General features: G+C 64.0%; 14 protein-coding genes and 1 riboswitch. Of the genes, 8 read left to right on the top strand and 6 right to left on the bottom strand.

Annotated elements, in window-relative coordinates; genetic code table 11:
* Position 1: 1 nt before the first annotated feature.
* The 4 genes from AB5975_24100 to codB all read right to left on the bottom strand — a co-directional run bounded on the left by AB5975_24100 (position 2) and on the right by codB (position 4,933).
* Entirely contained in the window at positions 2-982 is a 981-nt protein-coding gene (locus tag AB5975_24100; protein XDR19563.1) for a DNA-binding protein, read from the bottom strand.
* A 225-nt stretch (positions 983-1,207) separates the two neighbouring features.
* Complete coding sequence (gene codA / locus AB5975_24105; protein ID XDR19564.1) at positions 1,208-2,449, bottom strand: cytosine deaminase; 1,242 nt, start codon at positions 2,447-2,449, stop codon at positions 1,208-1,210.
* Between the two features lie 4 nt (positions 2,450-2,453).
* Positions 2,454-3,671 carry a PucR family transcriptional regulator gene (locus tag AB5975_24110; GenBank protein XDR19565.1) on the bottom strand — a complete coding sequence of 406 codons (1,218 nt, stop codon included), beginning with the start codon at positions 3,669-3,671 and terminating at the stop codon, positions 2,454-2,456.
* Positions 3,668-4,933 carry a cytosine permease gene (gene codB, locus AB5975_24115; protein XDR19566.1) on the bottom strand — a complete coding sequence of 422 codons (1,266 nt, stop codon included), beginning with the start codon at positions 4,931-4,933 and terminating at the stop codon, positions 3,668-3,670. Before codB ends, AB5975_24110 begins: the two co-directional genes overlap by 4 nt.
* 490 nt (positions 4,934-5,423) lie before the next feature.
* Here codB and AB5975_24120 point away from each other — a divergent pair, with 490 nt between their 5' ends.
* The 8 genes from AB5975_24120 to AB5975_24155 all read left to right on the top strand — a co-directional run bounded on the left by AB5975_24120 (position 5,424) and on the right by AB5975_24155 (position 16,231).
* Entirely contained in the window at positions 5,424-6,248 is an 825-nt protein-coding gene (locus AB5975_24120) for a class II aldolase/adducin family protein (GenBank protein ID XDR19567.1), read from the top strand.
* A gap of 10 nt (positions 6,249-6,258) precedes the next feature.
* A complete protein-coding gene (locus AB5975_24125; GenBank protein ID XDR19568.1) occupies positions 6,259-7,227 on the top strand; it encodes an ABC transporter substrate-binding protein in 969 nt (322 codons plus the stop codon).
* Between the two features lie 173 nt (positions 7,228-7,400).
* A complete protein-coding gene (locus tag AB5975_24130; GenBank protein XDR19569.1) occupies positions 7,401-9,836 on the top strand; it encodes a TonB-dependent receptor plug domain-containing protein in 2,436 nt (811 codons plus the stop codon).
* 50 nt (positions 9,837-9,886) lie between these two features.
* Positions 9,887-11,206 carry an LLM class flavin-dependent oxidoreductase gene (locus tag AB5975_24135; protein XDR19570.1) on the top strand — a complete coding sequence of 440 codons (1,320 nt, stop codon included), beginning with the start codon at positions 9,887-9,889 and terminating at the stop codon, positions 11,204-11,206.
* Between the two features lie 9 nt (positions 11,207-11,215).
* On the top strand, positions 11,216-12,823 hold the full coding sequence (locus AB5975_24140; GenBank protein ID XDR19571.1) for an ABC transporter substrate-binding protein: 1,608 nt from the start codon (positions 11,216-11,218) through the stop codon (positions 12,821-12,823).
* A complete protein-coding gene (locus tag AB5975_24145) occupies positions 12,820-13,779 on the top strand; it encodes an ABC transporter permease (protein XDR19572.1) in 960 nt (319 codons plus the stop codon). Before AB5975_24140 ends, AB5975_24145 begins: the two co-directional genes overlap by 4 nt.
* Positions 13,776-14,618 (top strand): ABC transporter permease, encoded by an 843-nt coding sequence (locus AB5975_24150; GenBank protein ID XDR19573.1) that lies wholly within the window; start codon positions 13,776-13,778, stop codon positions 14,616-14,618. The genes AB5975_24145 and AB5975_24150 overlap by 4 nt, the downstream gene beginning before the upstream one ends.
* Positions 14,615-16,231, top strand: a complete 1,617-nt coding sequence (locus AB5975_24155) for a dipeptide ABC transporter ATP-binding protein (GenBank protein XDR19574.1) — start codon at positions 14,615-14,617, stop codon at positions 16,229-16,231. The genes AB5975_24150 and AB5975_24155 overlap by 4 nt, the downstream gene beginning before the upstream one ends.
* Positions 16,232-16,349: 118 nt before the next feature.
* Here AB5975_24155 and tenA read toward each other — a convergent pair whose 3' ends face one another.
* Entirely contained in the window at positions 16,350-17,009 is a 660-nt protein-coding gene (tenA, locus tag AB5975_24160; protein XDR23027.1) for a thiaminase II, read from the bottom strand.
* Positions 17,010-17,011: 2 nt separating this feature from the next.
* Positions 17,012-17,659 carry a TenA family protein gene (locus AB5975_24165; protein XDR19575.1) on the bottom strand — a complete coding sequence of 216 codons (648 nt, stop codon included), beginning with the start codon at positions 17,657-17,659 and terminating at the stop codon, positions 17,012-17,014.
* A 79-nt stretch (positions 17,660-17,738) separates the two neighbouring features.
* A riboswitch (TPP riboswitch) is annotated at positions 17,739-17,853 on the bottom strand.
* Between the last annotated feature and the right edge of the window lie 34 nt (positions 17,854-17,887).

Genomic DNA, 17,887 nt, shown 5'->3' on the forward strand with positions numbered 1-17,887 from the left:
CCTATGGGGCTGGCAAGGCCGCTCTGCACTGGGCCAGCGCCTCGTCCCGTTCTTTCACGCGCTCCTCGAGCCGCTGCAACTGGCGAGCCTGCTCGGCGCACACATCGTGCCTGTGCTCCAGGTTTTGCGCTTGCTCCTCCAGTTGGCGACGCATTTCCTCGCTGGCGCCCTGGGCCTGGGCCAGGATCGTGCGCAAGCCCTGGATCTGCGCTTCACGCTGTTCCAGCAACTCGCCCTGCGCCCGGCACTCGCTGGCGGCCTGGCGGTGCTCGCCCAGCAACCGCTCGTTATCGCGGTGCAGACGGGTTAGCTCGTCCTGCTTGACGATCATGCCTTGCTGTAGCTGGCGTATTTCCACCTGCATCTGCTGCAACTGCGCTTCATGGCGGCGCTGTTCCTGCTCGCGCTGTTCACGGCTGGCATTGCGGTAGTGCTCCAGAGCATCGCGGGCATGGCGGTGCTTGTCTTCCAGCGACTTGACCTGCTCGTCCTTGTCGGTCAGGCGCACCTGCAATTCACCTAGCGACTGGTTAAGGCTGGCGCTGCGCAGTTGTTCCGCTTGCAACGTGCTTTGCGTGGACAGCCGTTTTTCTGTCTCGGCGGCCAAGGCCGCTGCATCGATCTTGTGTTGCTGATGAGCTGCATTCAGCGCCTGCTGGGCGATTTCCAGCTGCGCCTCAAGCGTTTCCCGCTGTTGGGTGAAGGTGCTCTCGGCCTGTTCGATCTTCAAATCGGCCTCGTCCTGCAGCTGGGTTGCCAGTTGCCCGACCAGGCGGCTCAGCACATCGCTCAGCGCAGCGCCGCCTTCGGAGGCCACCGGCTGCTGGCCGTTCAACTCCTTCAGATAGCGGTGAATGGTGGTTTTAGAGCCGGTATTGCCCAGCTCGATACGTATGGCATCGATGCTGGGGTTGTCGCCCCGGGCAATCAGCGCCTGCCGCGCCTGCTGCACTACCACCTTGTTGATACCGCCGCGCGCCATGCTTGCTCCTACGATTCTGTACTGTGTTATGTAATATGTAATTACGTACCAATTATGACGACTTCAAAGCGCAGCTGCAATCAATTACTATGGTTGAATAATCACGGCTTATCGCATGTCAGGCATAAAATTGGCAAAACGATCGCGAATAACCGTATGTTCAAAAGCAAAACGCCCCGCCAGGCACGGGGCCTGCGGGGCGTTGCATAGGGGCGTAGTGGCGTATCAGAACGAGCGGTCGACCCGCGCAGGCGTGCGGCGCATCAGCACCTTGCCATTGCGCACCGACACCAGTGCATGCCCTTGGCTGCGCACCATCTCGTAATCATCCGGCGCCGACAGCAGCAACAGGTTTGCGGGGCGCCCCACTTCGATGCCATAGCGTTCGCCCAGGTTCAGCGTGCGGGCGCTGTTGTCGGTGATCAGGTCCAGGCAGCGCTGCAGGTCTTCATAGCCGAGCATGTGGCAGATGTGCAGCCCTGCTTCGAGAATGCGCAGAATGTTGCCGTTGCCCAGCGGGTACCACGGGTCGACGATGGAGTCCTGGCCAAAACACACGTTCATCCCGGCGCGGTCGATCTCGGCCACGCGGGTGACGCCACGGCGTTTCGGGTAGTTGTCGAAGCGCCCCTGCAGGTGAATGCTCTCGGTCGGGCACGACACGAAGTTGATGCCAGACAACTTGAGCAGGCGGAACAGCTTGTAGCAGTAGGCATTGTCATACGAGCCCATGGCCACGGTATGGCTGGCCGTAACCCGCGCCCCCATGTCGCGTACCCGGGCTTCTTCGGCCAACACTTCGAGGAAACGCGATTGCGGGTCGTCGGTTTCGTCGCAGTGCACGTCCACCAGGCAGCCGGTGCGCTCGGCCAGGTCCATCAGGAACTTCACCGACGATACACCCTGGTCGCGGGTGTTCTCGAAATGCGGAATACCGCCGACCACATCGGCACCGATGGCCACCGCTTCGGTCATCAGCGCCCGTCCGTTGGCGTACGACTCGATCCCTTCCTGGGGGAAGGCGACGATCTGCAGGTCGACCTGCTCGCGCACTTCGTCACGCACCTCGACCATTGCCTTGAGCGCAGTGAGTTTCGGGTCGGTTACATCGACATGGGTGCGCACATGCTGGATACCGTGGTCGACCAGCATGCCGATGGTCTTTTTCGCGCGCGTCTTGATGTCGTCATGGGTGGTGGTTTCCTTGCGTTCAGCCCAGCATTCGATGCCTTCGAACAAGGTGCCGCTCATGTTCCACCTGGGTTCACCCGCAGTCAGTGTGGCGTCCAGGTGGATGTGCGGCTCCACGAAGGGCGCCACGACCAGGTTTTGCCCGGCGTCCAGGTCATCGACACCCGCGAGCGCCACCACCTCGGCTTGGGGCACGATGGCGGCAATGCGCGCGCCGTTCAGTTCGATACGGAACAGGCCGGGTTTGCCGCGTAGGCGTGCGTTGATAATGTTCATGCTGTTACTCCTTGCCGTGGGCTTCGCTCATGCGCCACACCAGCATGGCGACCGAAGCATTCATGCGAAAAAGCGGGTCGTCGAGAGACTGCCCGCTCAGTTGTTCGATGCGCTGGATGCGCTGATTGATGGTGTTGCGGTGCAACCCCAAGCGCTGTGCGGCCTTCAGCCCATTGCCGTTTTCCATGAGCAAGGCGTCGAGGGTATGCACCAGGGCATTGGCCTGCTTGCGCCCAGGGGCGATCAGCGGCCCGAGGGTGCGGCTGACGAAGTCGTCGATCAGCGAGCGGTCGACAATACCTTGCAGCAGGCGCAGTACGCCCAGTTCGCTGAAGTTGCAAAAGCCGTTGGCTGGGCGCAGGTGCTGCGCCACATCCAGCGCCTGGCGCGCCTCGTTGAGGGCCTGGCGGTAGTGCGCACACTCTTCGGCGAGGCTCGACAAGCCCATGTACAGGCTCAGTTCACCCGTCGCGGCCTGCAGTTGCCGGTACAGCACCGCCAACGTCTCGGCCAGGTCGGGCGTGTCGGCCAGTAGCACCACGAACAGGTCGCCCGGTAACTGCGCCGTTACGCTGCCTGGCCGCTGACGGCACCAGGCTTCGAGTTGGTCCTCCAGGGCCTGACGGGTAGCCTGCCAGGTACGCTCACCGTGAGCCAGCCCGTGGCGCTCGAACAAGCTATCTACGCCCGCCAGGCGCAAAGCCAGCAGGCGCCGTGGGTGGTCCAGCGCCAGTTGCAGGTGCGCTGCTCGCTGCCTTGCAATCGCCAGGCTCGGGTAGTCGCCTGTGAGCAGTTGGCCAAGGATGTCGTTGCGCGAGCGACGCACCTGGCTCATCTGCACCAGTGCCGTGCCGATCAGGTGGGTGACCACCACCATCTTCAGCGCGTAGGGCTGCTCGATCAGCGGCAAGCCCAGTTGCTCTGCATATGCGATAACGGACGCCGGGATGCTCTGGATGAAGCTGCCGCCAGTGAGAATCACCATGCCGGCAATGCCCACGGCCTCGCCGTCCTCTACCAGGCTCAGCAAGTTGGCCTCGCCGCGCGGATGGTTGATGCCCGTGACGAACACCAGTTCACCGCCCATCACCCATTCGGCGATGCCCTCGTTTTCCGCCACGTAAGGCCAGCGCACTCGCCGTTGCAGGTTGCGCGCTCCGGCCCGCACGCTCATTTCGTGCAGGCCGGGTAAATGCAGGATCTCGTCCAGCGCCAGGCTCACGGCTCGACGCCCGCCTGGCCAGGCGCACGGCGGCGTGCACCCAGCTCATGGATGACGATATAGCACAGCGCCGAGGCGCCGATACCCACCAGCGGAGCGACCCATGGCGAGGCGTAGGCCAGTACCGCACCTACGGCATAGGCAAACAGGCCTGTCAGGTTGTAGCGTGGCAGGCTTACCGTGCTCAGTGCCGGGTACTTGCCACGGTGGCGATACCAGAAGTCGGCCATGATGACCCCGCCCACCGGCGGAATGATCGAGCCCAGCAGTACCAGGAACGGGATCAGCATTTCATACATGCCGCCAATCGCCAGCACGATGCCAACCCCGGCTGCCATCAGTGTTGCCGTGCGCCGACGCTCACTGCGTAGCAGGTGGCAGGCGGCGGCCGACACGTTATAGATAGTCGGCCCCTGGATGGTCCACAGGTTCAAGCACAGCATCACCACCGCCGCGAACGACAGGCCCTGCAGCATCATTACCTCGACGATATCGGCCTGCTGGTAAACCATCGCGCACCAGGCACCGGCCACCACCATCAGGCCGTTGCCAAGCAGGAATGCCACCACGCTGGCGATCACCGCTACCCGGCCGCTGCGTGACAGCCGCGTCCAGTTGGTGGCCTGGGTGGCACCGCTGGCGAAGGTGCCGAAGACCATGGTCACCGCCGCTGAAAAGGTCATGGTTTCGTGTGGTATCACGGCGGCCAGGCCGGCAAAGCCACCGGCATCGCGGGTGGCGATGTACATGGACACCAACAGCAGCACGAACATCAATGGCACTGACACCCGCGACAGCACGTCCAGCCCCTTGAAGCCGATGATGGCAGTGACACTGAAGCCCAGTCCGAACAGCACCATCAGCGGTACGCTGAAGCCCTCTGCCAACCCCAGCAGCTTGACCAGCACGATGGCTACCGTGGCCGTGCCCCAGGCATACCAGCCCAGTTCAGCGAAACCCAACAGAAAATCCGAAAGCCGGCTGCCCGCCTCACCGAAACAGAAGCGCCCCATCAACACCGTGTTAAGCCCGCTGCGCGAGGCGATGAACGCCAGCGCTGCGGCATACAAGGCCAACAGGCTGTTGCCAAGGGTTGCCACCCACAACATGTCGACAAAGCCGAAGGCCATGCCCAGCTTGCCGCCAGCGAACATCGTGCCGGTAAAAAAGGTGAAGCTGAACAGGACCATCGCGATCGGTAGCAGGCCCTTGCGGGCGGACTGCGGGGCTTCGCTTAGGGGGAATTCACTGGGTGAGCTCATTGCACGGGGCTCCGGATTGTAGTTGGGAGCAGAAAGAGCAATATGCGGGCCGCTTTTTCCAGGGCCGCAACCCAGGAAAAAGCGGGCGGGAAGCCTAGATATTCATGTGCAACATGAACATTAAAGCGCCTATATGAGGATATTAAAGTGTGCTTGACGACTTATTTTGAGGCATTCATGCACCAAAGCGGGTCTGGGCTGGGAACTAATCACCCAGCCAACCGGGCGTCGCGCATGCATGAGCACGCAAGCGGTGCAATCAAAATGCACCAATCAAATATCAAGCATATTTTTATATTCTGAAAAATAATAATAAAAATAGATCAAAACAGTATTTCTGCCTTACTCACCCCCTTGTTACAGTCCTTCCAGACCCGACCCCTCGCACGGTGGAGGCCCCGATTCATCCACCTGCGAGCTGCCCGAAACGGGGCACCAGTGGCAGTGCGGATGACCGGATTGACGATCATTTCCTCCGTGAGTTAGCGCCATGTCCCAAGTAGCCCCACGCCACAGCATCACCAACCTGCCACACCAGAACCATCGCTTGCAGCTAAGTGCCCCGCCTACCTTCAGCGACCTGTCTGCCGAACGCCTGCACCGCAAGCAACGCCTGGCCGCCTCGTACAGGTTGTTTGCCGAGCTGGGCTTCGAAGTGGGCCTGGCGGGCCATTTCACCGCCCGCGACCCGATCGAGACTGACCACTACTGGATCAACCCGCTGGGCGTGCCATTTACGCAAATCCGTACCTCAGACTTGCTACGCGTGGATGGCCAAGGCCAGGTCGTCGAAGGCAACGGCCTGCTCAACACCAGCGCGCTCGAGCTGCATTACCAATTGCAGCAGGCACGCCCCGAAGTGATCGGTATCGCCCACCTGCACAGCTTTCATGGCCGGGTCTGGTCATCGCTGGGCCAGCTGTTCCAGCCGATCACGGCCGAAGCCTCGGCCTTCCGTGGCGAGCAGGTGTTGTTCGACCGCAACGCCCTGCGTGATGCCGGCGGTGGCCTGCTGCAAGACCGCGACCTGGTTGCCCGGGCCTTCGTCGAAACCTTCGCCGGGCATAACCTGCTGGTCTGGCAGAACCATGGGCTGTGGGTCACCGGCCAGTCGGTCGAAAGCGCAGCCTGGCGTTTCATCCTCGCCGACGACACCGCTCGCGCGCACTTGCTCGCTTATGCTGCCGGGCAGCCGCGCGTACCGGAACAGCTCGAAGGGGCCAGCAACCCGGCCCAACGCGAACTGTTCGCCTGGTTGAACTTTGTGCCGCTGTGGGACCGTATCGTCCAGCAGCAGCCCGACCTCCTGGACTGAGGTGCAGTGCATGGCTTACTCCATCAGCCGCCGCACCTTGCTGCAACGCAGCGCCGCTGCAGCCCTGGCCGTGGGGCTCGGCCCACAGCTGGCCAACGCCAGCGAGGCCCTGCGGGTGTGGCGCTACAAAGGCCAGGCGGCGAGCTTCCTCGCCGATGCCGGGCAAGCCGCTACACCTTATCCACTGCAGTGGGTGGATGTGCCTGGTGGGGCCATGGTACTGGAGGCCTTCGCCGGCAACAGCCTGGACTACGCCTTCATGAGCCCGGTATTGCCACTGTTTGCAAGCGCTGCCGGTAACCCGCTGGTATTGATTGCCAGCTATCAAGGCGAGCAGAACCGTAGCAGCGTGATCGTCAAGCGTGGCAGGGGGATCGATACCCTGGCCGACCTCAAGGGCAAGCGGGTGAGTTTTGTACGTGCCACCGACACCCATTACCTGCTGCTGAACCTTTTGCGCGATCAGCAACTGACCCTCGCTGACATCCAGGCCCGGCCAATGCCAGCCCGCGATGCCCTGGTGGCATTCCAGAACGGCCATCTCGACGCCCTCGTCGCCGGCGGCATCGGCGCACTGCAGGCCCAGGTCAGCATGAACGGCGTGGTGCTGGCCGAGGCCAACCGCTACCCGTGCAGCAACTACCTGATCGCTACCAGCGCCCAGGTGCTGCAGCAGCCGGGCAAGCAAGCGGCCATTCGCGATTTTCTGCAACGCGAAAAAGCCACGTGGGCCTGGGTCGAGCAGCACCCTCAGGCCTGGGCGGAACGTAGCGAGCGCCTGACCGGTATCCCCCGCGCACTCTACTTGCAGCAATACGAGCAACGCCGCTTGCCTAGCCGCCTGCTGCCGGTCAGCGAAGACGCGATCGCGGCCCAGCAGCGTATCGCCGACCTGTTCCATGACAGCGGCCTGCTGCGCCAGCCACTGCAGGTACGTCGCTTTTGGGACGATCGCTTCAACCTTCTGCTCAGCGGCTAGGCCCCGCTGCGGCAAACGCACCGGCGCGCGCCGGACGACTCCAAGGCACATCGACCCGGGAGCAACGCACCTCCCGCGGACCAGGCTGCGCCTGCACTGCGTGCAACACCCATGAGAGCCCGTTCGATCGCACATCCAGGGCCTGATCTGCCAATCGAACCCAAGGAACAGTCATGAAGTCTGTGTTTACCCCTTTAACGCTGGCCCCCACCTTGCTCGCCGGCTACCTGCTCACCCCGCTGGCCATGGCGGCCGAGGCTGACGCTGCACTCGACACGGTGATCGTCACCGGCTCGCGGGGCAGCGATGTGCGTACCGTCACCAGCAGCCCGGCACCGATCGACGTGATCGACAGCAAGCAGTTGGAACAGACTGGCGAATCCAGCCTGCGCGGTGCGCTGCAGAAAACCTTGCCATCGTTCTCCCAACGCCCTTCCGGTACGTCCAATGACAGCGTCGCCCGCCCCTACAGCCTGCGCGGTCTGAACGGTTCCAACGTGCTGGTGCTGGTCAACGGCAAGCGCCGCCACAACAGTGCCGTGATCAACCTCGACTCCACCGCCGCCTACGGCACCAACCCCGTCGACCTCGACATGATCCCCATCAGCGCCATCGACCACGTCGAGATATTGCGTGATGGTGCCTCGGCGCAGTATGGCTCCGATGCCATCGCCGGGGTGATCAACATCATCCTCAAGCAGCGCGACAACGGTGGTTCGGTCAGCACCCAGTACGGCCAGTACTACAAGGGCGATGGCGATAACCTGCGGCAAACCCTCAACCAGGGCCTGGCCCTGGGCGACAACGGCGGCTTCTTCAACTACGCCCTGGACGCCAAGTCGGTACAGACTGCCACCCGCTCGCGCGAGGCCACCGGCAACCTGTACTTCGCCGGCGACCCACGCAACGACAGCGCCGACCGCCATGTGCAGAAGAATGGCCTGCCAAAGATCAAGGCCATCAACCTGTCCTACAACGCCGAGCTGCCCGTCAATGACGCCCTGACTCTTTACTCGTTCTCCACGTTCAGCAAACGCGATGCCCGTGGCGGGCAAAACTACCGCCGCCCGAACTCGACCAACATCATCCCCGAGATCTACCCGGACGGTACTGCGCCCTTCTATACCCTGGAAGAAACCGACTACCAGGCTGCCGCCGGCGGCCGTGGCGAGCTGGGCGAATGGCACTGGGACCTGAGCTCTACCTTTGGCCGTGACAAGGGCCAGGCCGGTGCCGACGAAACCCTTAACGCCTCGCTCGGCCCGACCAGCCCGACGCGCTTCGACACTTACACCAACTACTTCGACCAGTGGACCAACAACCTCGACCTGACTCGCGCCTTCGAGGTTGGCCTGGCCAAGCCGCTGCAGGTGTCGTGGGGCCTGGAGCATCGTCATGAGCGCTACAAGACCGAGTCCGATGACCCGCTTTCGTACATCAATGGCGGTTACATCTACCCCAGTGGCCCACTGGCTGGCCAGCCGGGTGCAGTCGGCGCCCAGGGCGCAATCACCCTGACCCCCGAAGACGAAGGCCAGCTCAGCCGCAACAGCTACGCCAGCTACCTCGACCTGGGCCTGAACCCCACCGACAAACTGTGGCTGGGGGTGGCCGCGCGTTTCGAGAAGTACGACGACAGCAGCGGCAACACACGCAGCGGCAAGCTTTCCGCACGCTACGACTTCACCTCCACCTTCGCCGTGCGCGGCACCCTCAGCAACGGCTTTCGCGCACCATCGCTGTCCCAGTCGGTCTACGCCCAGACGTCCAACCAGTACACCCTCGTCAATGGCGTGGCGCAGTTCGTCGAGGCCAAGACCGTGCGTGTCGATTCGCCACTGGCCCAGGCACTGGGGGCTGAAGACCTTAGCCCGGAGAAATCGCGCAACATCAGCATCGGCTTTACCTGGCAGCCTCTGCCCCAGGCCAGCCTGACCCTGGATGCCTACCAGATCGAAATCCGCGATCGCATTGCCCTCACCGGCTTCCTCTATGGCAACGGCGTCGACCAGGTACTGCTCGACAACGGCTACAGGCCCGGATACCGGGTCAAGTACTTCACCAACGCCGCCGACACCACCACCCGCGGGGTCGACCTGGTGGCCGACTACCGCGTCGACTACGGCCGCTATGGCCGGGCCAAGTACGGCGTGGGTTTCAACTACAACAAGACCGAGATCGACGACATCAAGGAGACGCCGGCATCGTTGCGGGCTGCGGGCAATAACCTGGAACTGTTCGACCGCGTGGCACAGGGCTACCTGACCGTTGCCAACCCCAAGACCAAATTGATCCTCAGCGCCAACTGGCAGATCGAACGTTTCACCATCAATGCTGCACTGACCCGCTACGACAAGGTCATCGCCCGTGACGCCAATCCTGACTATGACGTGACCTACGGCGCGAAATGGCTCACTGACCTGGAAGTGGCCTATGCCCTGACCGACAACTTCGACATCGCCGTAGGTGCCAACAACCTGTTCGACGTACGCGCCGACAACAACGGCTACCCCGCGGGCGACATCAACGGCTTCCCGAAATTTGGCTCGATCTCGCCGTTCGACCCTTACGGCGGCTTCTGGTACACGCGCATCGCCTACAACTTCTGACCCCACCGACCGTGCGCCCGCCGCGCTTGGCGGGCGCCAGGAGAACCTTTATGAGCCAAGGCCAGTTTGTTCTCGGCGCCTTTATCCCCGGTACCCTCAGCGGCAGCGCCTGGCGTCTGCCCGAAGCACCGCTGGACACGTTCAGGCAGCTCGAGCATTACCAGTACATCGCCCGCAAGCTGGAGGCCGGGCGCTTCCACTCGCTGTTCTTCAACGACACCCTCGATGTCAAACTCGACCTGGCCTTGCAGCGCGGCCCCAACAGCGTGCGCTGGGACCCGCTGATCCTTGCCCCGGCGCTGGCGGCCAGCACCCGGCATATCGGCCTGATCGCCACCGCCAGCAGCACCTACAACGAGCCCTACAACATCGCCCGCAAGTTTGCCGCGCTCGACCACCTCAGCGGTGGCCGCGCTGGCTGGAACCTGGTGACCTCGCTGGGTGGCGGCGAAAACTTCAACCGCCAGGAGCATGTCGAGCACGATGACCGCTACGCCCGCGCCGAAGAGTTCTACGATGTGGTCAGCGGCCTGTGGGACAGCTGGGCCGACGATGCCTTCGTTCAGGACAAGGCCAGCGGTACCTGGCTGGACATCGACAAGCTGCACGTGCTCAACCACCAGGGCGAGCACTTTCAGGTGCGCGGGCCCTTGAACGTCGCGCGTTCGCCGCAAGGCCATCCCGTGGTGGCCCAGGCGGGCGCCTCCGCAGCCGGCAAACGGCTGGCGGCGCGGGTGGGCGAACTGATCTTCACCGCCCAGCACACCCTGGAACAGGGCAAGGCGTTTTATCGCGAAACCAAGCAGGCCGCTGCCGGCTTGGGCCGTGGGGGCCACGAACTCAAGGTACTCCCCGGCGTCGCGCCGGTGGTGGGCAAGACCCTCGCCCACGCCCAGGCCAAGTACGACCGCCAGCAGCAGTTGCTGGAGCCCAAGGCTTTTCTCAGCTCCATTTCGCGTTTCGCCAGCCTTGGCTACGACCTGTCGGAACTGCCATTCGATGAGGTGGTGCCCCTGCCGCCGGAGCACTTCACCACCAACACCCACCAAAGCCGGCAAAAGCTGGTGTACGACCTGATCCGCCGCGAGCGGCCGACGGTGCGGCAGCTGTTCAACCAACTCACCTCCGGTGGCCACCGCATCCTGATAGGCACCCCGCAGAGCATTGCCGACGATCTGCAGGCGTGGTTCGAGGCCGGCGCCGCCGACGGTTTCAACATCATGTTCAGCGGCCTGCACTCGGCCATCGACGACTTTGTCGACGGCGTGGTGCCTGAGCTGCAACGGCGCGGGCTGTTCCAGCGCGAATACGCCGGCAGCACGCTGCGGGAAAACCTCGGCCTGCCTTACCGCGCCAACCGCTTTTTCTAAGGAGTGTTCATGTTCCGACCTTTGGCTTCATTGAGCCTGGCCATTGCCCTGGCCCTGGCCGGTTGCGACGACAAACCGGCGCAACCGGCCAGCAGCGCTGAGGCAGCCACCCCGCAGCAAGGCGGCGTGCTACGGGTAGCCTTTGACGGCGACCCCAACTGCATCGACCCGCAGCAGGCGGGCAACAACACTGCCCTCAACGTCGGCCGGCAACTGGTCGACTCGCTTACCGATCAAGACCCGCAAAGTGCTGCAATCGTGCCGTGGCTGGCCGAGCGCTGGGAGGTCAGTGACGACTCGCGCCAGTTCACTTTCCACCTGCGCGAAGGCGCCACCTTCGCAGACGGCAGCCCGCTGGATGCGGCGGCGGTGAAGGCCAATTTCGAGGCTATCATCGCCTTGGGTGCCCAGGCGCAGCTGGCCAGTACCTACCTGGCCGGCCTGGATACCATTGAAGTGCTCGGGCCGCTTAGCGTGCGCATTGGTTTCCACCAACCCAACGCACAATTCCTCCAGGCCAGCTCTACCATGAGCCTGGGGTTGCTAGCCCCGGCCACCCTCAAGCGCTCCGCCGAGGAACGCTGCCAAGGTGCGCTGGTAGGCAGCGGGCCGTTCAATGTCAAGCGCTTCGAACATAACCGCCTGGTGCGTATCGAGGCCCGCCACGACTATGCCTGGCCATCGTCGTTGGCCGGGCACCAGGGCCGCGCCTGGCTCGACGCCATCGAGTTCCACATCCTGCCGGAATCCGGCGTGCGCCTGGGCAGCCTGTTGTCCGCGCAGATCGACGTCAACACAAGCGTGCCGGTGCAGGACGAGGCCGTGCTGCAAGCTCAGGGCGTGCCGTCGATCGCCCGTTCCAACCCTGGCATTGTCTTCAACCTGACACCCAACGAGTCGCACCCGCCGCTGGACGACGCCAATGTGCGCCGGGCACTGAACAAGGCCATCGACCGCAGCCAGTTGCAGTCGGTGATCTCGCGCTACCAGAAACCGGCCAGCTCGGTACTGGCCAGCAGCACGCCGTATTACCAGGACCTCAGTGCCAGCCTCGCCTTCGATCCCGAAGGTGCCGCCAAGCTGTTGGATGCTGCGGGCTGGGCCAAAGGTGCCGATGGCTGGCGCCAGCGCGATGGCCAGCGCCTGAGCTTCGCCCTCGACTACTGGCAGGCCACCACCCCGGTGCTGGAACTGGTGCAGCAGCAACTGCGCCAGGCTGGCGTGGAGCTGCGCCTGAACAAGTCCACCATTGGCCAGGTGAGCCTGCTGCAGACTTCGCAAAACTACCAGCTGTGGTTCTTCAACCTGACCCGCGCCGACCCGGACGTATTGCGCACCGTGTTCCTCGCCGCAGGTCGCAACGTCAACGTGCGTGGCGCGCTGCCACTGGACCAGGCCCTGCTCGATTCGGCAGCCAGCCTGGATGCGCACAAACGTGGCGAGCTGATCGCTCAAGCCAGCCAGGCGTTACTGGAGCAAGGCCATGTCATTCCGCTGGTGGAGGCTGCAACGGTCACAGCGTTTCGCCATGCCGTGCGCGGCCTGCACTACGAAGCCTCGACTCGTCTGCAGTTTTATGACACCTGGCTGGCACAACCAGAGGCCACCAAACCATGACCACGCTGACTTATCGCCACGCCGTACCGTGGCGGCTGGCCCAGGCACTGCTGGTGCTGTGGGCTGCATTTTCCCTGTCGTTCGTCATCCTCTACGCGTTGCCCGGTGACCCGGTGGCGATCTTGCTGGCACAGAGCGGCGAGCCAGGCGCGGTAGACCCGGCAAAGGTGGCCGAACTGCGCGCTCGCTACCACCTCGATGGCAGCTTGTGGCAACAGTACGGCGGTGCACTCTGGCGCCTGTTGCAGCTGGACTTGGGCCATTCGCTGCAAAGCGGCAAGCCAGTGGCTCAGGCCCTGGCAGACGCGTTGCCCGCCACCTTGTCCCTGGCGTTCGCCGCACTGGCCCTGGCCGTGCCACTGGGCATCGGCTTGGCCCTGGCGGCGCATCAGGTACGCCAGCGCACGTTGCAGAGCGCTTTGCATAACGCCCCGGCCGTGGTGGTGTCGTTGCCGACCTTCTGGGTTGGCCTGGTGCTGTTGCAGCTGTTTTCCTTCCAACTGCACTGGCTGCCGGCCATGGGCAATCAAGGCCCGGCCAGCCTGGTGCTGCCGGCGCTAACCCTGGCCCTGCCTTGTGCGGCGATGATCGCTCAGGTACTGGGACGTTCACTGGCCAGTGTCAGCCGCCAGCCATTCGTCCAGGCATTGCGCAGCAAAGGGCTAGGGCCTTGGCGCTTGTTGTGCGGGCACGTGCTGCACAATGCAGCAATACCGCTGCTGAGCCTGGCCGGCACCTTGCTGGGCAACCTGCTGGCCGGGGCGGTGGTGACCGAAACCGTGTTCTCGCGTGAGGGTATCGGCCGCCTGGCCCAGGCCGCAGTGGCCAGCCAGGACATCGCCGTGGTTCAGGGTGTGGTGTTGCTGGCTGCGGCCTTGTACGTGCTGACCAACTTGCTGACCGACCTGTTCTACCCCCTGCTCGACCCACGTATTGGCCAAGGAGGCCGGGCATGAGCGTAAAAACCGCCTATGGCTTTGTACAAGCGAAACGCTGGCCTCGCCTGCCACTGGCATTGAGTGTCGTCCTGTTCCTGCTGGTACTGGGCTGGGCCTTTTGGCCAGAGCTGTTCAGCCGCGCCGACCCGTTGCTGGCCGATCCCAGTCAGGCCTTGCAAGCCCCTTCCGCCCGGCACTGGTTCGGCACCGACCACCTTGGCCGCGACCTGTACGCGCGCTGTGTCCATGGCGCGGCGCTGTCACTGCAGGCGACCAGCATCGCCGTGCTGATCGCTTTGCTGGTCGGCAGTCTGCTGGGTGGCATCGCCGGCTGGTTCGGTGGCCTGGCCGATCGTGCGCTGACAGTGCTGGTGGAGGTGCTGATGGCCATTCCCGCATTGTTGCTGGCGATGGCGATTGTCACGGCGCTGGGCTTCGGCACGCTGGAAATCGCCGTAGCCGTAGGGCTGTCATCCGTGGCCATCTTCGCCCGGCTGGCCCGCGGCGAAGTGCTGCGCTGGCGCAGCCGCAGCTTTGTCGAGGCGGCGCAGGTGGCCGGTGTGGGCAGCTGGTGCAACCTCTGGCGGCATGTGTTGCCGCACGCCGCCGGGCCGCTACTGGCCTTGGCCGCACTGGAGTTCGCCAGTGCCGTGCTGGCTGTGTCGGCGTTGAGCTTTCTCGGCTTTGGCGCACCGCCACCGCAACCGGAGTGGGGCCTGCTGATCGCCGAAGGCCGCAACTACATGGTCGTGGCCTGGTGGTACACCACATTGCCGGGCTTGGTGGTGGCCGCCGTGGTGCTGGCCACTCATCAACTCGCCCATGGGCTGCAACAGTTACAGGGAGATGTGCGATGAACACCCCATTGGTGCGTATCCAGCAGTTAAGCGTCGATTATCCAGGCAACCCGCAAGCCGCCGTACAGGCGCTGGACCTGGAAATTGCCGCAGGTGAAATTGTCTGCCTGGTGGGCGAGTCCGGTTCGGGCAAATCCACCACCGCTGCGGCCCTCGCCGGGCTGCTGCCAGCCGCGGCGCGGCAGCGAGGCCAACTGTGGCTGCAAGGCCAGGCGCTGGAACAATTTGCTGAACGTGACTGGTGCCAACGCCGTGGCCGCCTGGTCGGCTTCGTGCCACAAGACCCCGGCACCTCGCTGGACCCGGTCAAGACCATCGGTGCACAGCTGGTCGAAGCCATGACCGTGCATGGCGTGCCGGGCCGTGAAGCCGGTGCGCGCGGGCTGGCACTGCTGCAGCAGGTGGGCCTCAGGGATGCCGAGCAACTGTCCCGCCGCTACCCCCATGAGCTGTCGGGTGGCATGTGCCAGCGGGTGTTGATCGCAATCGCCTTGGCCAATGACCCACCGCTGTTGATCGCCGACGAACCCACCAGCGCCCTGGATGTCAGCGTGCAGCGGCAAATTCTAGACCGCCTGCAGCAACTGGTGCGCGCACGCGGCAGCAGCTTGTTGCTCATCACCCATGACCTGGCGGTGGCGCTGGACCGTGCCGATCGCATTCTGGTGATGCGCAACGGCCAACTGCTGGAGAGCGGCACGCCCGCGCAGTTATGGCATGCACCCAAGCATCCCTACACGCGGCAGCTGCTGGCGGCCTCACCGTTGGCACGCCTGCAGCAACGGCGTACTGGCCCAGCCAGCGCAGTTGGCGAACCCCTGTTGCAGGTCAGTGGCCTGATGCGGCGTTTCAACCGGCATGCCGCGCCGGTGGTCGACGGTGTCAGCTTCACCCTGCCCCGTGGCAGTACCACCAGCCTGGTGGGCGAGTCAGGTTCGGGTAAGTCCACCACTGCCCGCATCATCCTGGCCTTGGAGCAAGCCAGTGCAGGCAGCGTGTTGTTCGACGGCCAGCCAATACTGGGCGCCAGCCGGCGCCAATTGCATGCCTACCGGCGGCGAGTGCAACTGGTCTACCAGAACCCCTGGGCTGCGTTGGACCCTAGGCACAACCTGCTGCAGATCGTCAGTGAGCCGATGCGCGCCTTTGCCATTGGCGCGCGACGAGACGATCGGCAGCGGGTGCTGGGTTTGCTGGAGCGGGTCGGGTTACCCGCCGAGTTGCTGCTGCGTCGGCCTGGAGCGTTGTCTGGTGGGCAGCGCCAGCGTGTGGCTATCGCTCGTGCCTTGGCGGCTGAACCGGAGCTGCTGGTGCTCGATGAGCCGCTGTCGGCCCTGGATGCGCCCGTGCAGGCACAGGTGTTGGCGTTGTTGCAGCGTTTGCAGGCTGAGCTGGGGCTGACCTACCTGTTCATTTCACACGACCTGGCGACGGTGCGCGGCATCAGCGATCAGGTGCTGGTGATGCGCCAGGGGCGGCTGGTGGACCAAGGGCCGACCGAGCAGGTGTTCGAGCGGCCCGCGAGTGACTACACGCGGAGCTTGCTGGAGGATATGCCAGGATTGGGCCGGGTATTGCAGGGGGAGCGGCCCTTGGTGCGTGAGGTGGGGTGAGCCTGCAGCGATTGGGTTGGATCACCGATGCTGGGGCTGCTTCGCAGCCCATCGCGATGCAAGGCCGCTCCTACAAGGGCCTTGTGCCGCGATGGGGGCGCAAAGCGGCCGTAACGGCCTACGCAGCCCCGTCCAACCCCATCTGCCAGAAATCCGCTTCCAGGCTGGACGCCTGGCCGAAAATCCCCACCAGCTCAGCAAACCGCTGCTCTGTCATGCTTCGCGCAGCCAGTTCATCCAGATGCTTGCGCGCGGCCGCCGCCACGCCTTGGTAGCCCTCCCCGGCATATTCGCCAATCCACTCGCGGTACGGGTGGTTGCTCAAATCGCCGATGCGTTCGGCCAAGGTTCGGCCGATCTCGGCATAGCCGATCACGCAAGGTGCCAGTGCCACATGCAGCTCCAGCAGGTCGCCGGCGGCGCCGCAGTCCAGCACGTAACGGGTATACGCCACCGTCGCCTGGTGCTCTGGTGCGGCCTCGATATCAGCCTGAGTCAACCCCCAGCGCGCGCACAGGCGCACATGCAACTCGGTTTCATCCAGGATCGCCGCCAGCCCGGCCTGCGCGGCACGGATGTCGGCCGGGCGGCGGCTTTTGTAGGCGGCCAGCGCCCAGGCGCGGGCGAACTGGATCAGAAACAGGTAATCCTGCACCAGGTAGGTTCGGAACGCTTGCTCGCTCAGCGTGCCCTCGCCCATCTGCCGCACGAAGTCATGGTCCACGTAGCGGTTCCACTGCGGCGCGGCAGCGGTCTTGAGGCGCTCGAAGATATCCATGCTCACTGGCCCTCCGGGTAGACGGCATCGAAGAAGGCCAGCTCCAACGCTACCGTGCGCTGGTAGAAGTCACTTGCCAGCGCGGCCTGTTGCGGGCCGACGCGGTCCAGCTCGGCCTGCAGGAAGGCGACGAAGTCCTGGAATGCCGGGTTGTCGTGCAGGGTGATCCACTCGGCATGGACGAAGTTTTCCGGCATCGGTTTCGGTGCCTTCAGCGCCCAATCCAGGTACAGGCCTTCGGCAACGTTGAGCACCGCCAGGGCCGCTGCGTAGGACCGGGTGGCTGCCGCTTCGCGCATGATCGCCTTGAAACCTGCGGTAGGCGCGGTATCGGCTGGTTCATCGCGTTGCGCCGGGCTGACATCCAGGGCCTCGAAGGCGCGCAGGAAGTACGTGTTCTCGTCGCTTGAGATCATCCCGGCGAAGCGGCCGAAACGCAGGCGGGCCTCGAACGTGTCGGCGGTGGCGATGGCCGCGCCCAGCAGGGTCAGGAAGCTGTCAAGAAAGCGGTGGTCCTGTACCAGGTAGTTGACCATGATCGGGTCCGGCAGGCTGCCGTCGCACAATTGGGTCACGAAACGGTGGCCAACGGCTGCCGACCAGGTCGGCTCGTTCTGGCGGTGCAGGGACTGGCTGAAACGTTCGGTCATGTTGCTGTCCTTGATGAGGGTGACAGCGAGACCTTGGCAGTTGACATGGACTGGGCCTCGCAGTGAGGCCGGCAAAAAGGCAGGTTACAAGCCCCATCCCTTCGCCGGCATGATCCGGATCAGGTTCGAAGGGTCACCGCGCTGCAGTGTTCAGCGGTTTCTCAGCCCATTGCCGGGCTCCCCTTGGTGGCGAACAGGTATACCCCAGTGCGTCGGGGCTGTCACGCC

The sequence above is a fragment of the Pseudomonas putida genome, assembly GCA_041071465.1.
Lineage (GTDB): Bacteria > Pseudomonadota > Gammaproteobacteria > Pseudomonadales > Pseudomonadaceae > Aquipseudomonas > Aquipseudomonas putida_P.

Excerpts from the sequence above, each read along its gene's own strand:
- AB5975_24100 (XDR19563.1), bottom strand. The coding sequence starts at position 982 with ATGGCGCGCGGCGGTATCAACAAGGTGGTAGTGCAGCAGGCGCGGCAG.
- codA (XDR19564.1), bottom strand. The coding sequence starts at position 2,449 with ATGAACATTATCAACGCACGCCTACGCGGCAAACCCGGCCTGTTCCGT.
- codB (XDR19566.1), bottom strand. The coding sequence starts at position 4,933 with ATGAGCTCACCCAGTGAATTCCCCCTAAGCGAAGCCCCGCAGTCCGCC.
- AB5975_24120 (XDR19567.1), top strand. The coding sequence starts at position 5,424 with ATGTCCCAAGTAGCCCCACGCCACAGCATCACCAACCTGCCACACCAG.
- AB5975_24125 (XDR19568.1), top strand. The coding sequence starts at position 6,259 with ATGGCTTACTCCATCAGCCGCCGCACCTTGCTGCAACGCAGCGCCGCT.
- AB5975_24130 (XDR19569.1), top strand. The coding sequence starts at position 7,401 with ATGAAGTCTGTGTTTACCCCTTTAACGCTGGCCCCCACCTTGCTCGCC.
- AB5975_24135 (XDR19570.1), top strand. The coding sequence starts at position 9,887 with ATGAGCCAAGGCCAGTTTGTTCTCGGCGCCTTTATCCCCGGTACCCTC.
- AB5975_24140 (XDR19571.1), top strand. The coding sequence starts at position 11,216 with ATGTTCCGACCTTTGGCTTCATTGAGCCTGGCCATTGCCCTGGCCCTG.
- AB5975_24145 (XDR19572.1), top strand. The coding sequence starts at position 12,820 with ATGACCACGCTGACTTATCGCCACGCCGTACCGTGGCGGCTGGCCCAG.
- AB5975_24150 (XDR19573.1), top strand. The coding sequence starts at position 13,776 with ATGAGCGTAAAAACCGCCTATGGCTTTGTACAAGCGAAACGCTGGCCT.
- AB5975_24155 (XDR19574.1), top strand. The coding sequence starts at position 14,615 with ATGAACACCCCATTGGTGCGTATCCAGCAGTTAAGCGTCGATTATCCA.
- tenA (XDR23027.1), bottom strand. The coding sequence starts at position 17,009 with ATGGATATCTTCGAGCGCCTCAAGACCGCTGCCGCGCCGCAGTGGAAC.
- AB5975_24165 (XDR19575.1), bottom strand. The coding sequence starts at position 17,659 with ATGACCGAACGTTTCAGCCAGTCCCTGCACCGCCAGAACGAGCCGACC.